The sequence below is a fragment of the Mariniflexile ostreae genome (assembly GCF_042427585.1).
In the GTDB taxonomy this organism is placed as follows: Bacteria; Bacteroidota; Bacteroidia; order Flavobacteriales; family Flavobacteriaceae; genus Pseudalgibacter; species Pseudalgibacter ostreae.
This window is the reverse complement of sequence record NZ_JBHMFC010000014.1, coordinates 46,828-62,458: the sequence shown is the minus strand read 5'-3', so window position 1 is coordinate 62,458 and position 15,631 is coordinate 46,828. Positions and strand designations below refer to the sequence as shown.

The 15,631-nt window shown below is 36.2% G+C and carries 11 protein-coding genes and 1 pseudogene; 9 read left to right on the top strand and 3 right to left on the bottom strand.

Annotated elements, in window-relative coordinates; all coding sequences use genetic code 11:
• Nucleotides 1-213 (bottom strand): annotated as a pseudogene (locus tag ACFFU9_RS05170) (helix-turn-helix domain-containing protein); the annotation flags it as partial.
• Nucleotides 214-579: 366 nt separating this feature from the next.
• On the opposite strand from ACFFU9_RS05170, the gene ACFFU9_RS05165 reads away from it, so the two are divergent.
• The 8 genes from ACFFU9_RS05165 (at nt 580) to ACFFU9_RS05130 (ending at nt 11,116) form a co-directional block, all read left to right on the top strand.
• Nucleotides 580-1,554 carry a family 43 glycosylhydrolase gene (locus ACFFU9_RS05165; protein ID WP_379860322.1) on the top strand — a complete coding sequence of 325 codons (975 nt, stop codon included), beginning with the start codon at nt 580-582 and terminating at the stop codon, nt 1,552-1,554.
• A gap of 9 nt (nt 1,555-1,563) precedes the next feature.
• A complete protein-coding gene (locus ACFFU9_RS05160) occupies nt 1,564-2,616 on the top strand; it encodes a glycoside hydrolase family protein (RefSeq protein ID WP_379860320.1) in 1,053 nt (350 codons plus the stop codon).
• Between the two features lie 12 nt (nt 2,617-2,628).
• The gene (locus tag ACFFU9_RS05155) at nt 2,629-4,191 is read left to right on the top strand and encodes a sialate O-acetylesterase (RefSeq protein WP_379860319.1); all 1,563 of its coding nucleotides are present in this window, start codon (nt 2,629-2,631) and stop codon (nt 4,189-4,191) included.
• An 80-nt stretch (nt 4,192-4,271) separates the two neighbouring features.
• Nucleotides 4,272-5,738, top strand: a complete 1,467-nt coding sequence (locus tag ACFFU9_RS05150; RefSeq protein WP_379860318.1) for a DUF459 domain-containing protein — start codon at nt 4,272-4,274, stop codon at nt 5,736-5,738.
• Between the two features lie 24 nt (nt 5,739-5,762).
• The gene (locus ACFFU9_RS05145) at nt 5,763-6,773 is read left to right on the top strand and encodes a family 43 glycosylhydrolase (RefSeq protein ID WP_379860317.1); all 1,011 of its coding nucleotides are present in this window, start codon (nt 5,763-5,765) and stop codon (nt 6,771-6,773) included.
• A 2-nt stretch (nt 6,774-6,775) separates the two neighbouring features.
• Complete coding sequence (locus tag ACFFU9_RS05140) at nt 6,776-7,600, top strand: carboxylesterase family protein (protein WP_379860316.1); 825 nt, start codon at nt 6,776-6,778, stop codon at nt 7,598-7,600.
• Nucleotides 7,601-7,617: 17 nt separating this feature from the next.
• Nucleotides 7,618-8,694 (top strand): glycoside hydrolase family protein, encoded by a 1,077-nt coding sequence (locus ACFFU9_RS05135; protein WP_379860315.1) that lies wholly within the window; start codon nt 7,618-7,620, stop codon nt 8,692-8,694.
• 49 nt (nt 8,695-8,743) lie between these two features.
• Complete coding sequence (locus ACFFU9_RS05130) at nt 8,744-11,116, top strand: glycosyl hydrolase family 95 catalytic domain-containing protein (RefSeq protein ID WP_379860314.1); 2,373 nt, start codon at nt 8,744-8,746, stop codon at nt 11,114-11,116.
• 196 nt (nt 11,117-11,312) lie between these two features.
• On the opposite strand, the gene ACFFU9_RS05125 is transcribed toward ACFFU9_RS05130, so the two are convergent.
• Together ACFFU9_RS05125 and ACFFU9_RS05120 are read right to left on the bottom strand one after the other, a co-directional pair.
• Nucleotides 11,313-12,440 carry a glycoside hydrolase family protein gene (locus ACFFU9_RS05125; protein WP_379860313.1) on the bottom strand — a complete coding sequence of 376 codons (1,128 nt, stop codon included), beginning with the start codon at nt 12,438-12,440 and terminating at the stop codon, nt 11,313-11,315.
• Between the two features lie 56 nt (nt 12,441-12,496).
• Nucleotides 12,497-14,143: a hypothetical protein gene (locus ACFFU9_RS05120; RefSeq protein WP_379860312.1), complete on the bottom strand. Its 1,647-nt coding sequence runs from the start codon at nt 14,141-14,143 to the stop codon at nt 12,497-12,499.
• Between the two features lie 370 nt (nt 14,144-14,513).
• Here ACFFU9_RS05120 and ACFFU9_RS05115 point away from each other — a divergent pair, with 370 nt between their 5' ends.
• Nucleotides 14,514-15,512 carry a leucine-rich repeat domain-containing protein gene (locus tag ACFFU9_RS05115; protein ID WP_379860311.1) on the top strand — a complete coding sequence of 333 codons (999 nt, stop codon included), beginning with the start codon at nt 14,514-14,516 and terminating at the stop codon, nt 15,510-15,512.
• Nucleotides 15,513-15,631: the final 119 nt, after the last annotated feature.

Genomic DNA, 15,631 nt, shown 5'->3' with positions numbered 1-15,631 from the left:
ACCTGCTAATTTATAGCTGCTCAGCCACCTCTCCAGCGTTCTGATGTGTATGCCTAAATGATCAGCAAGTAACTGACGGGTCTCAAATTTATCGGCTTTAAGTTTAAGCAAGCATTTTACGCGCTTTTCGCCTTTTAGAGTGTTCTGTTTTTGAAGTAGTTTTTTTAGGTCTTCAACCGATTCCCTTATGTGTATTTCTGCTTTTTTTCCCATCTATAAATATACAAAAAATATACGGCATTACATATCTATTTTGGTATAAATAGATGGCTTTGCAACATTTGTGGGGTGTTAATGAGAATTATAATGTCACTATAATGAATAGCTTTGACAATCATAGCATAAGGACTATTTATAGTGGGTAATCCCGTTTTTTGTATGTTGATTTCAAAAAATAATAGCATCTTTATAGCGCTGTAGTAAAGAATGGGTGTTTTTATTTCAGCAGATTCGCATGAGAAATCCATAAGATTATAGCGGCCTTAAAAAAAGGTAAAAAGTGTTTAAAATAGTTGAAAGAAATAGCGTAGCAGTGTTTTTACCGCTACATGATAATTAAAAACGTAACAAATTACATTTATGAAATTAATACGCGTTATGTTAAGTCTGTTCGTTTTGGGAACAGCAAATTCCTTTTCTCAGGAAAACCTAAAATGGGTCACTTCAAGCTACACACCTGCCATAGGTCTTGGTCCCGAAGCAAACATTAAAAGAGGGGATAATAGCGATATTATAAAAGTAAGAGATTTGTACTATGTGTGGTATTGGAAAGTAGGCCTTAATGTAAGATGGGCTACATGGTATGCCACGTCGCCAGATGGTTATACGTGGACGGAAAAAGGAGAAGCCCTGCCACCAGGAAAAGAAGGAAGTTGGGATGATGAAGGTTGTTTTACACCAGGTGTTTTAGTCGTTAATAATACCTATTACCTTTTTTACACCGGCGTAAACAATCCGTATCTGGATCCTGACTTGGAGAGATCGAAAACAAGAATAGGCATTGCCAAAGCCGATTCGCCTGATGGGCCCTGGACAAAGCTTAGCACCAATCCGATTATGGTTCCTAGTGTAGACACGACGTCTTTTGATAGCCATCGTATTGATGATGCGAGTGTGCTGGTGCGTGATGGCAAGTATTGGTTGTATTATAAAGGCAGAGCATGGGGTAAAGGACCTTCCGAAACTAAAATGGGTGTGGCCGTTGCAGATAATCCTGAAGGCCCCTATATAAAATACAAAAACAACCCTGTGGTAGATGGCAACCATGAAGTACTGGTTTGGCCACAAGGAAAAGGGGTAGCCGCCATGATTGGCACTGTAGGGCCCAAGGATATTGTAAAATCGATTATGTATGCAGAAGATGGTTTTAATTTTACAAAAACCTATAGTTTTAAGAACCAAAATGTGCCGCGCGCTCCTGGGGCGTACCGTCCAGAAGCCTATACAGATAGTGGTAAGGGCGCCATCATAGAATGGGGATTGCACCGGGTAGGAAAAAAAGGCATTGAATACCTAGAACGATTTGATTTAAAAGAAGTAAACGAAAATAATTAAAAACAGTGTATGATGAGAATAGAAAAGTTATTGCTAAGCACCGTGCTATTTGTAATGAGTACCTACAGCATGCAAGCCCAGTCTATGAAGGTTGAATACCTAGGGGATGCAGCGCAACAAAAAGGAATGCATGTTTGGGGCTCTTCACCTATAAAAGGGGAAGACGGCAAGATTCATTTGTATGCCGCACAGTGGCCTACAGCTACGCAACCTGATTTTAACGGTTGGTATAAAGATTGTGAAATTGGACATTATGTGAGTGATCGGCCAGAAGGGCCGTTTGAATATGTGGGAGTGGCTGTAAAAGACAAAGATGGTCTTTTTAACTCGCCTCATAATCCTACGATCAGTCATATAGACGGACAATACCAACTTTGTTTTATAGTGAATGAGAATGACGATTTAAAAACACAGCGTATTGTTATGTATGTGGCAGATAATCTTGATGATACGTGGAGACCCGCAAAAGGGGGAGAGCCCGATGGTACTATTTTACGACAAGCAAAAGACAGTACCGTATGGAATTATACGGCCAGATTAGGGGTATCTAATCCATCATTAATAAAATATAATGGTAAATATCTTTTGTATCATAAATCGGTGGTGAGGAAAGAACCTAAAGGCTATGTGTATTCGTATGGTGTTGTAGTGGCCGATGCGGTAGAAGGTCCCTATATACACCAGCCAACACGTGTTACTGAAGAGGCCATGCCGCTTGAAGATGCCTATGCGTTCACCATGAAAGATTCCGTATATATGATAAGCCGCGATTTTAGAGCTTCTTTAGGAAATAGTGGGGGTGGGTTGTTATGGAAATCTGGAGATGGTTTTTCATTTCCAGCAGAGAAAACAGAACGCGCATATGAAGATTTGCAGCATTATGTAGGCGAAGCGTATTTAAAAGAGGCTGTTTCATATAGAGGAAAAAAAGACGGCCATCTTGAACGTGCTCAAATACTTTTTATTGATGAGAAACCGGCTTATTTATATTTAGCGACAGGGGTACAAACAAAACCAGGATATGGCAGTAGTTCTCACGTTTTTAAAATAAGTTTTGAATAAGAATAAGGTGTAATGAAGCATTCTTATAAGCGTTTATTTTTTATAGGGTTTCTATTAGCTATGGGATATGCTAGTGATGCACAAACAGCATCTGACGCAGAGGTAGTATACAAACCTATCGTTCAATTAGGGGCTCTTTTTAAAGACCATATGGTGCTGCAACAAAATAAGCCAATTCCTGTATGGGGTAAAGCCGCAGCAGGAGCAACTATTGATGTGCAGCTTGCTGATTCAAAAAAACAAACGATTTCAGATTCTAAGGGGTATTGGCAAGTAACCTTCGAGCCTTTACCGTCAAGTTTTAGTCCTAAAACCATGACAGTATCTTCTTCGTTGGATGAGAAACAGCTAAACATTTCAGATATTTTAGTAGGTGAAGTTTGGATTTGTTCGGGCCAGTCGAATATGCAATTTTCCGTAAATGGTGCCCCAGAAGTAAAGAAAATAGTACCGTTGGCAAAAAACATACGAAGTTTTAAAGTAAAAAACACCGTGGCATTTCAGCCTCAAGACACCTGCGAAGGCGTATGGGAAACAACGCACCCAGATAGTGCTGTGGCATTAGCATTTGCTTATTTTTTAGAGACCTCTGTACAGGTACCTATTGGTATTATATTAACATCTTGGGGAAGCTCATCATTAGAAGCGTGGATGCCTAGAGATATGACAGCCATCGTACCCCATTATAAAATAATGATGGACGAATTTGATGCCGATCAGGAAACTAAAAATAGAATTACGGCTATTCTAGACGGACCAAAACCATGGAAAAAAGATGATGATATTTTTTTAAGAAGACAAACAAATATTCTATACAATGCCATGATGCATCCGCTAATACCTTACGCTTGTAGAGGTTTGGTGTGGTATCAAGGGGAAAGAAATGCCCAATCGATGTATGGCATGCAAAAAGAACCATGGTACACTAGAAATTCGGGGATGTTAAAGTATGGCGATGTTTTAAAGGCATGGATAAAACGGTACCGGAACGGTTGGGGAGACGACGATTTAAACGTTCTGGTAGTTATGCTTCCTGGTTATGGAAAGGTATTGGAGTCTGATAAAAATAACGATTCTAAAAGTCCTGAAGCCCATTCTTGGGCATGGATGCGTGCATCGCAATTACAAGCACTGGAGTTGCCAAATACATATGTAGCAAATACCATCGACTTAGGTGATGATGCAAATATTCACCCTAATGATAAATTGCCAGTGGGTAAACGGCTGTCTTTGTTCGCACATAATATAGTTTTAAATAACAAGGTGCCAGCAATGGGGCCTACATTTAAAAAGCTGAAAACAAAAAAAAATACGATGGTTGTTTCTTTTAATAATGTAAAAAAATTAAAAACAACAACAGGAAAAGCACCAACAAGTTTTTGGCTGTCTGATGCTTCAGGACATTGGTTTCCAGCAGAAGCAAAAATAAAAGGAAAAAAAGTAATAGTGTATACATCAGGTTTAGAGAAACCTTTATACATACGGTATGCGTTTATAGGGAAACCAAATGTAAATTTAGTGAATGAGGTGGATTTGCCAGCCTATCCATTTAGAACAGATACATTTAACCCCTAGGGTTTTAAACTTGCTTATAGGGGTCTTAGAAGGCCAAGCCATCAAAACTTATAAAACAGATTAAATTGTACAGTAACTTAATGACATCAAAAAAAATAATAGGTATCGTTTTACTTCTAGTTAGTACCATTTTTAATAGTGGGGCTCAAAACAGCATGCCAGATAGTAAAATGGTATACAAAGTGATAGAGGGCGATTCTTTATACCTTCATGTATTTAAACCTCACAAAGCTAAAAAACCGACGGCTGTTATGGTGTTTTTTTTTGGCGGCGGTTGGACAGGTGGCGACCCCAAACAATTCTACCAACAAAGTGCCTATTTTGCATCTCGAGGCATTTTGGCAATATCTGTAGAGTATAGGGTGAAAAGTATACACGGTACGTCCCCATTCGAATCTGTTGAAGACGCCAAATCTGCCATTCGTTGGGTTCGTGAAAACGCGAAAAAACTAAACATCGATTCTAATAAAATTATAGCCAGTGGTGGTTCTGCTGGCGGGCATCTTGCCATAACGACCGCCTTAATAGATGGATTTGAGAATTTAAATGAGAATGTGTTGGTAAGTTCATTACCCAATGCTGTGATTGCCTATAACCCTGTTTTAGATACTACAGAAAAAGGCTATGGTTTTGAGAAAGTGATGGGTAGAGAAACCGAAATATCGCCAACACATCACATAAAAAAAGGCACGCCCCCTATGTTGATATTTCATGGTACAGATGATGATACTGTGCCTTTTGAAAATGCAGAACGCTTTACCAAATTAATGAAAGAAGCGGGTAATGCATGTGAATTGGTTGCTGTAGATTATGTAGGTCATGGATTTTTTAATGGCGATTTTTTTAGAAAATATTCTGGAAACAAATATTTTAATTTAACCATGTACCAAACCGATGTGTTTTTAAAAAAACTGGGCTGCCTAAAAGGGAAACCAACGCTACCAGAAAACATCACACACTTATCTTGTATAGGAGACAGTAATACCGAAGCCAAATACCCTACATTTTTACAAGAAAAACTAGGTGAAACATATCAAGTAAAAAACTTTGGAAAAGGAGGAGCTACCTTAATTGATGGCACCAATAACCCGTACTTTAAAACAGATCCTTATAAAAATTCATTAAAATTCACTCCAGATGTTGTTTTAATAATGTTTGGAACCAATGATGCGAATGTAAAGTGGACTTTAGATACCCATAGAAAAACGGCATTTGTAGGCACCCCGCAAGAGGAGTTTAAAAGTCAATATGTGAAATTGATACAGACTTACAAGCGCAATAATGAAAAGGCACAAATTTATGTTTTAACGCCGTTGCCAATTTATGAGCATGAAAAAAGTAAAGATCCGCAAATAAACCAGCGTATTGAAAACTTAAATGAATGGGTAATCCCTATAATTAAAGAACTAGCCATAGAAGAACAGGTAACAGTAATAGATGTGAATAAACTAATGAAGAAAGCCTATAAATACACGGCGGATGGTGTGCACCTGAATGAAAAAGGCTATCAGGTATTGGCAAAAAAAATCGCAAAAAAAATAAAATAATATTATATGTTACGGATAAAATTTATGAATAGATTCAAATTAAGTATCGCTATTTTATTAATGAGTTTCTTGGCTTCTTGTCAGTCTTTAAAAAAAGAAAAAAAGCCTAGTGAGGTATTAGTTAAAGAAACAAAATCTGTCACGTTTACGTACCAACCCATTACAGGTATTGGAATGGATTCGGTATATAACAGAAGAGATAACAGCGATATTATTAAAGTGAATAACACGTATTATGTATGGTACACCCGTATGGATAGCCCTGTAACATCTGGTTATTGGGGAACCATTTGGTATGCTACCTCCAAAGATAACGGGTTTACGTGGCAAGAACAAGGCATGGCTTTGGGTTTAGGTGAAGAAGGCACGTTTGATAGTCACTCTGTATTTACACCTAATATTTTAGCCTATAATGGAAGCTATTATATGTACTATACGGGTGTAAAACCCACTCCTGGTAATAAAAACAGGGCATTTGAGGGGAATTCTACAACAGATATAACCGCTATAGGTCTTGCCGTTTCAAAAAGTCCAGACGGGCCGTTTGTAAGAGTGGAAAACAATCCGGTATTAGAAATAAGTGATGTGGCTTCAGATTTTGATAGTTTTAGAATAGATGATGCGTGTTTACTCGTTACAGAAGGTAAAATAGGATTGTATTATAAAGGAAGGTCTTTTATAGATGGCGAAGAAGGACCAAAACGAACAAAAATGAGTGTAGCATATGCTAAGGCTATCGAAGGGCCTTATAAAAAACATAAAACGCCTTTATTGGATAACAGTCATGAGGTGCTTATTTGGAAGCAAAACGGTGGCATTGCTTCTTTAGCATCCATTAATGCCTCTATCAATTATGCAAAAGATGGCGAGCATTTTACTGTATTACAAGATAATTTAAAAAATATACCTAAAGCACCTGGTCTGTATCGTCCGCATTTAGAGCATGGAAATCCAGAAACGGAAACTCCAGGTTGGGGCATATCAATGATTCAAAAAAAGGGATCTGCCTATTTAGTACGTTTTGAAATGAACTAGTTATGAAAAAACACATCGTATTCTTATCTTTCTTATTAACACAGGTTGCTTTTGCTCAAACCTTCTATTCAGAGACTCATTTCTCGGCAGATATTCTTAAAGAGCAGCCTCCTTTATTTTATGAGACCAACACATCAGCGCACTTGTATGTGGATAAAGACGGTATGACGATGCCGTATAGATTGTTTTTACCACCAAATTACAATCCTGAAAAAAAATATCCTTTGTTGTTAGCTTTTCATGGAGCAGGCTCGCGTGGCGATGATAATTTAAAACAGTTACGTTCATGGATTGCAGGATGGATGGATGAAAAAGTTCAAGAAAAAACGCCCTGTATCATCCTGATGCCTCAATGCCCTAAGAATCAACAATGGGTGAATGTGCCTTGGAAGAAAGGGTCATATACCCTCACAGATGTTCCTATAAGTAAACCAATGACACTGGCTAAAGCACTCTGCGATAAAATAATATTAGAAAAGGCCGTTGATAAAAACAGAATTTATGTTATGGGTGTTTCCATGGGTGGCTATGGTGCTTGGAATTTCCTGATGCGCTATTCTAAAATGATTGCAGCGGCGGTTCCTATTTGTGGCGGAGGCGACCCATCTATGGCTAAAAAAATAAGAAACATTCCTATTTGGGCGTTTCATGGTGATAAAGATCCCACCGTACCACTCTCGGGCTCTATAGATATGGTGGAAGCGCTTTATAAGCAAAAAAACAATAAAGCACGTCTAACCATTTATAAAGATGTAGGTCATAATTCATATGAATGGGCTTGGAAAGAATCCGATTTAATTGATTGGCTGTTCCGTCAGAAAAAATAGAAGACAAATAATGAATCATGAATAAGAATGTTTTTATAATTCTAAAAAAAATAGCATGGATATGCTTGCTATACTATCCGGTGTCTGGTATATCACAACCAACAAATGACACTTTAAATATAAGTGAAATGATTGCGCCTTTAAAAAAAGAAGGCTTATTTCGTGATGCTCATTATTTTAATTGGGGAGGTTCTATTATAAAGGAAGCAGATGGTAAGTATCATTTGTTTTATTCACGATGGAAAAGAGCATACACTTTTGACGGTTGGTTGACGTTTTCTGAAATTGCTCATGCCGTTTCAGACACCCCCGCAGGACCGTGGGCCTATGAAGAAACCGTTTTAAAAGGGCGAGGTAATGGCTATTGGGACGGCATTACGGCGCATAATCCTAAAATTAAATATTTTAATGGTAAGTATTATCTCTATTATATCGCTACAAATTTAGGTGATAAAGGGTATACAGACTCCGATTTAGTAGTCCTAAGTTCAACATCTTTAAAGAACGAAGATCGGGCAGCACTTCGGAAAAATCAAAGAACGGGTGTTGCGGTTTCGGCATCTATAAATGGGCCATGGACACGCATGGATAAGCCAATAATAGAACCTTCTGGACCTATTGAAACAATTGCCGTGAACCCTGCAATTTGTCAGGGAAAAGATAGCATGTATTATCTGATCGTTAAAGGCGATAAGCCCAATGAGAAAAAATTTATTAGAAACCAAGCGATAGCCATTTCGGAATCGCCTGAAGGGCCTTTTACCATCCAGCCAGATCCTGTTATAGGGGATTTAGATACGGAAGATGTTTCTATGTGGTACGATGACCAACAGGCGCTATTTTATGCCGTTTTTCATGCGCATTCCTATATTGGATTGATGACCTCTCCGGATGGTTTAAATTGGGAAAAAGCCAATAACTACCATATAACTAATAAAAAAATTCTGCTTGAAGATAAGGGCTTCTTACTGCCAAACCGTATGGAACGCCCTTTCGTTTACACGGAAAACAATATCCCTCAAGTTTTATGTTTAGCCATAAAAAAAGAGAATGATTCTTATACTATTTTCTTACCATTGATAAAAAAGGAATAGACTGAACTAAATTAATAGTAGCATTTAAAACAGATTATAAAACAATACCATGATGTCAAAAAAAACTCATATTTCAAAAACAAGCGTCGCTTTAAAAACGCTACTTTCTTTCATTTTATTAGTGTCATTTATTAGTTGTAAAATAACGAATCAAGAATTAAACAATCAACAATTAACAAAATCGCCTTTAAAAATATGGTTTAAAAACCCAACCGATAAATGGAATCAAGGACTTCCTATTGGAAATGGGAATTTAGGCGCCATGATTTATGGAGACCCTAATAAAGAAATTATTTGCTTAAATGAAGAGACCATCTGGACGGGAGGTAAAGATTACAACCGCGATAAAATAGATGCCGGGAAATATATTGATACCATACAAGAATTGCTATTTGCCGAAGCTTATATGGATGCAGAAGCATTAGTACAAGATAAAATTTTGGCAGATCGGTTGCCCGCTGGTGAAAGTACTTATCAAATGTTGGGTAATTTATTTTTGGAATCGGCCGGATTAGATGCTATTATGAATTATACACGTGAATTAGACATTAGTAAATCTGTAGTCACTACCAAGTTTGAAAATGAGGGCGTACAATATACGAGAGACTATTTCTCTAGTTTTCCCGATAAAGCCATGGTTTATAAATTTACCGCTAATAAAGCCGGTAAAATAAATATCGCTTCATGGGTTGCACGAAATGAAAAAACTAAAATAGTAGTAAATAAAGATAGAATTGAATTTTCTGAACATGTGGGGAATGGTCATGGCGTTAAATTTCACGCCATAGTTCATTTTGAGACTAAAGGAGGAACAACAGAAGTTAAAGACGGAAAATTAGTAATTACCAATGCCGATGAGGTATTAATAAAAGTCGTTGCTTCTAGTGATTACCGTACACCTAACCCAGAAACCGCTACTAAAAACACTTTAAACAGCATCGCACAAGTGCCCTATGAAGAGCTTCTAGATAGACATGTTGCTGACTATCAGTTGTTATTCAATAGGCTTTCATTTCAAATATCAGAGAATAAAACAGATGATATTCCTACTGATATGCGTTTAAATAAAGTAAAAGCAGGCGAGACAGATACTTATTTAACACAATTACAATATCAATTTGGAAGGTATTTATTAATTAGTAGTTCTAGACCTGGTAATTTACCAGCAAACCTACAAGGAATTTGGGCAGATGGTTTTACGCCACCTTGGAATTCGGATTACCATACGAATATCAATGTTCAAATGAATTATTGGATGGCAGAAATGACCAATTTAGCAGAATGCCATGAACCCTTTTTGGAGTACATTGGTAATTTAAGAGAAATGGGACGTATTACAGCGAAAAAAACGTATAACTCTAGAGGTTTTGTAGCACACCATACCAGTGATATTTGGCATTCTACGGCTGCTTTTGGAAAAGCTAGATATGGCATGTGGCCTATGGGAGCCGCTTGGGCGTGTCAGCACTTATTTACTCATTATGAATATACCGAGGATACTGAGTATTTAAAAAACCAGGCGTATCCTATTATGAAAGAAGCGGCTTTGTTTTTTGTAGATTTTATGGTAGAAGATCCTAAAACAGGACTTTTAGTTACAGGACCATCCGTATCTCCAGAAAACAATTTTTTAACGAAAGATGGTGAGAAAGCGACTTTAAATATGGGACCAACTATGGATCGTGAGATCATATTTGAACTTTTTAATAACTGCATTCAAGCAGCCGCTATTTTAGATATTGATAAAGATTTTAGTGCGATATTAAAAAATAAAATAGCGCAAATGCCTCCACTTAAAATTGGTAGTGACGGTAGATTGTTAGAATGGGTAGATGAATTAGAAGAAGCGGAGCCTGGCCACAGGCATATTTCTCATTTATATGCGTTACATCCATCTAATCAAATTTCAAAATCTAAAACACCAGAACTTTTTGAAGCTGCTAAAAAAACAATAGCAGGACGCTTGTCTAAAGGAGGCGGACATACAGGATGGAGTCGTGCATGGATTATTAATTTTTACGCGCGTTTGTTAGAAGGGGATAAGGCTTATGATAATATTTTGGCTTTACAAAGAAAATCAACTTTACCAAACCTTTTGGATGTACATCCGCCTTTTCAGATTGATGGGAATTTTGGTGTGGTATCTGGAATTACAGAAATGCTTATGCAAAGCCATAACGGAGAGGTTCATCTATTACCGGCCTTACCTGAGGCATGGGCATCAGGAAATATAAAAGGGATTGTTGCTAAAAAAGGATTTGAAATAGATATGGCGTGGGCATCTGGAAAGCTGATGACCGTTTCGATTTCATCTAAATTAGGTAATACTTTGAAGTTGCGTTACCATGATACGGTTAAAACCATGCAAACAAAAAAAGATGAGGTTTTAATTTTTAATGGTGCATTAGAGATAATAAATTAATTATAGTCATTTGAATTTTATATGTAGCTATAACGGTTTCTGGGAAGGAATGATTATCTGTTATGGATTTAATTGGGGAGTTGCAAAAGTAATTCTCATTACAATACATTAGGAAAACAAAAAAGCAAAGAATGTTTTAAAACTCTTTGCTTTTTTGTTTTCTTCAAGCCTTTTTTCAAGCTCACTTATAGTGTGTTTATTTAAAAACGTCACTGTACTTTAAAACGTAACTATTGGTGCCATCACTACCGTCTAAAGCAACACCACTAGGGCAATAAAGATACTCAGGTTCATTATTAGCATCCATTAACAGTTGAGGTCTTTCAAATTTTACATTTTTGCCTCCGTAGCGGATGTTTACATTCTCTGGGAACACGCCATTAAGATAAAAATCTTGATAGTTATGAAATCCAGATAAAGGGTTTTCGTTAAACTTAAGGCCATCGTCTGATACCCAAAGTAAACCACCACCTTTTTCTAAAATACCATAATTGTCTGTAGTTAACAAACAAACCTTATTTTTCCAAAGAAAAGCATATCCATCTTCTATACGTTCTTTATTAGACGTTATAGGGGTGGGTTCAAAAGTATAAGGGCCTTCTAGGTTGTCTGAAATGGCAACGCCCATACTTACCTTAGCACCGGTTCCTTTAGGGCCAGCCATGGCTTTAAAATATAAATAATACTTTCCGTTAGGATGTTTAATAATACTTGGGTTGTTTACGCCCAAACCGCTATTGGCACACCATATAGCAGTATCATTAGGAGGGCTTAATACAGGTTCTTTTTTATTGGGTACTTCTTTCCAAGGACCATTAATATCATTACTAACGAGCATGCCTATTCTTTGACTAGGGCCATGTTCTGGCGCCCCATCATTAGCTATAAAAACCAATACATATTTACCGTCAATTTTTTTTATGCTAGGGTTGTGGAAACCAGCAGCATTCCAACTCCCGTCTCTTTTACCTTTTCTTATGGTTTCTACAAACGTAAAAGGCCCTTCAGGTTTTTTAGCTACATAATGCGCTATTTCGCTATTGTATCTCCAAGCCTCTTTAAAAGGAGTTTCTGATGACCATCTAGCAGAAAAAAGATGTACATTTCCTTCTTCATCTCGTATGGGTGAACTTCCCCAAACATCATAACCCGGTTCATTTACGGCCTCTCCAATAAATTTCCAAGCGTCTGAGATAGCCGTTGGGATGGGGGTTTCTTCTTGAAAAGTCTCATTTTTTTCAGCTATTTGGTTTTTGTTCTTTTGGTTTTTACAAGAAAGTATAAACATTGATAAAATGACAGTGCTTACTATTGTTTTTTTCATAAATTATTTGATTAAAAAGTTAAAAATATTCAATTTGGAACACTTAGTGCTGTTTTTTATTCTGTTATATTAAATGAAACATGGGTAATTGAACCATGTGGTATGTCTAACAGAAATTGATTGTCTTCATTAGGTAATATAGAGATGTAATTCCCCTCAGGTTCATCATTGTTATCCCATTGCGTTACGCTTATATTACCATCAATTTTAAACCCATCTAGAATTCCTATAGGATATTCTTCGTAAGAAATGGGTGTAAAATCTGTAACACATGGATTCACAACGTTGATGAAAAACACATTGACTTCATTGCCCTTTATATAGGCTCTACTATGTAATTTCCATCTCGTTAATGTTTCTTCTCCATCATGATCGAGCATTCGTATGGGTTGCGAATTAATTAATGCCTCAGAGTATGCTCTAATAATATAATGTCTTGGTGAATTCCCGCCAGATATTGGATAATCCCACCAACTTAATAAATCTAACCCCAAATCAGTCCAATCAAACATACATCCAAGAGCTGTTTCACCTGTCCAAAGATCTGTAGCATTTTCATAGGCTGAACTACAGCTAAGACCATCCCAATGTGCTTCAGTAGCCCATGCTTCACGATATGTATCACTTTGTGCTAAGTCATATTCGTATTTTAAATCTGGAAAATTATTTACATTATGGTGACCTTGGTAATAGTGATTCCCAAAGACATCAAAATGACTTTCTCCATTAGCATCGTATAAATCATCCATAGGCCCATTTTGTCCTAATGGTTTGTATAATTCTGGAGCCACAATTTTAGGAACTACATAACCAAGTCTCGCCGTTCTTGCTCTTAAAGTATCTACAGCTATTTTAAAATCTTCAACATCCATTCTGGCAGCTTCTTTATCAAAAGCAAAGGCATTTATTGTATGTCCTTTTTCGTGCATAAACTTAATATAATCAACAACTAATTGAGCATATTTAATTGGGTTGGCTACATTGTCTATTTCTGTTGTAACCCAATCAGGATAATATTCTGCCTTATTAGAAGTCATTACTTTAAGACCGGCAAAAATCATAAATGGCTCACTGCCATTATAAGCTAACTTCGCATTCTCTATAGATTTTAAAGCAGTGGCGTAAACACTTTCTACCACCACACCTTCTTCTGGGTGACCTCCGTAATAATCTCCACAATATATGGGGATTCTAAGACCATTCATGCCTGCTTGGCCAAAAACAAGATTTGCTCTATCGATGTTTGATAGCGTTCCAGGATTATGATTAATATCTAACAAATGATATTTTGTAACCCTACCAAATCTCTCAAGAGGGGCTATAGTTGCTTTATTTGTATATGTAGGTTTTTCGTAATCTGGAATGCTTACTTTGAATTCCTTGTAGTATGAAGTGGTATGAAGTCTAAATTTTTCTGTGATTTTCCATTCACCAATTCTTGTTTCTGGTTTTGGAGTTATAAGTTTTACATCATCAGAATATTGATAAGTTACAGATATAATTTCTGAAGGGTCTGTAATGTTGGGGAGTGTTATACTATTATTGTCATTATCAATAATTCCTATAGACTTTTCACCTGTAGACAATGTGACTTCAAATTGAGTGAATTCGAGATTGATATCTACCGTCTCTTCTTTTGTTGAATCTTTACTACAACTCATAATTAAAACAAAAAAAAGAATTGCTAAGTTGAATTTTTTCATAGTATGTTTAGTTTATAATTGGTCTCTCAAAAATAAAAGGATTAAAATGTATAAGCATCTCAAACACTGGGTTTAATTGTTGCAATGCTATTAAAAGCGAGGCGAATAGTCTATGTGACATGTAAAATCAGGAATTTTAATACCACAAAGCAAATACCACTTACCTAAGGTGAAGACAATAATTTTTCACCTGTACTTTTTTAATAGATAATCAATTTGAATCCTAAAAGAAGTATAAATTATTAGGTTATGAAATATAAAAAGTAAAATGCAACATTGTTACCCATAATATGATACTATTAGAACCTATTGAAAAAGAGTGTTTTACGTAAATTTAAAAATTATTAACCAATTTTTAAAACTAAATAAAATGAAAAAAACATTACTATTATTTATGACGTTATTAACCGTAACACTAACAAATGCGCAACTTGCATTTGATGAAACTTTTGAACAGGGTATTTTTAAGTACAAAGTTACTACCCTTGCTGATCCTGTTGGATCACCAAATACAGTTAATCTTACAGGAACAGTTGATGGAGCTACAATACCAGAAGCTTTAGTAATACCTGCATCTGTAACTGAAGGAGGAATAGAATACGCTATTACAATAATAGGTGAAAAAGCATTTTTTCAAAACACTACAATTACATCTTTAGTTGTAGAAGGAGCTACTAGATTGGCTGGACAAGCATTTGCAAAATGTACAGCTTTAAAAACAGTAGATTTACCACTTGCATTCGCTCTTGGATTTTATCCAGATGCTGGTTTAACATTCTGGCAATGTACTGCTCTTGAAAGTATTAATATGCCTGCAATGGAATCTATTTCTACTGGAATTTTTAATGGTTGTAGTGCACTTACATCTATAACTTTTCCTTCAACTGTAACTGAAATTTCTAGTGTTAACGCTAACATATTTAAGAGTTGTACTAGTTTAACAGAGGTAATAGTTGAGTATCCAACATTAATTGCTCTTGAAAAAGGAGTTCATGCTAATGTATCAATATTTAATGATGTAACTGCCAACGCTACTTTAACTGTGCCATTTGGTACAAAAAGCACTTATGACGCAGCAGATGTTTGGAAAGACTTTTCATCTATTATAGAAGCAGCAGAAGTTTTAGGATTAGATTCTTCAGAAAAAACAGCATTAGGTGCTTATCCAAACCCAGTTGTAGATTACTTACATTTTTCTTCAAACGATGTTTATTCTGTTGAAATTTATAATATTTTAGGTGCTAAAGTAGGTGCTCAAAGAGTTTTAAGTGGTGTTGATATGAGTAACCTTAATAAAGGTGTTTATATTGTAAAAGCTAAAAACAATGAAGGTTTAGATATTTCATCAATTAAAGTTATTAAGCAATAATTTTATTTTTTGTCACGTCCTAAATAACCGATACAGATTATTTAAGATTTAGAGTTCGTGATTAAAGCTTAGTAATGATATCATTGCTAAGCTTTTTTGATTTAAAGGTTTTTGTTTCT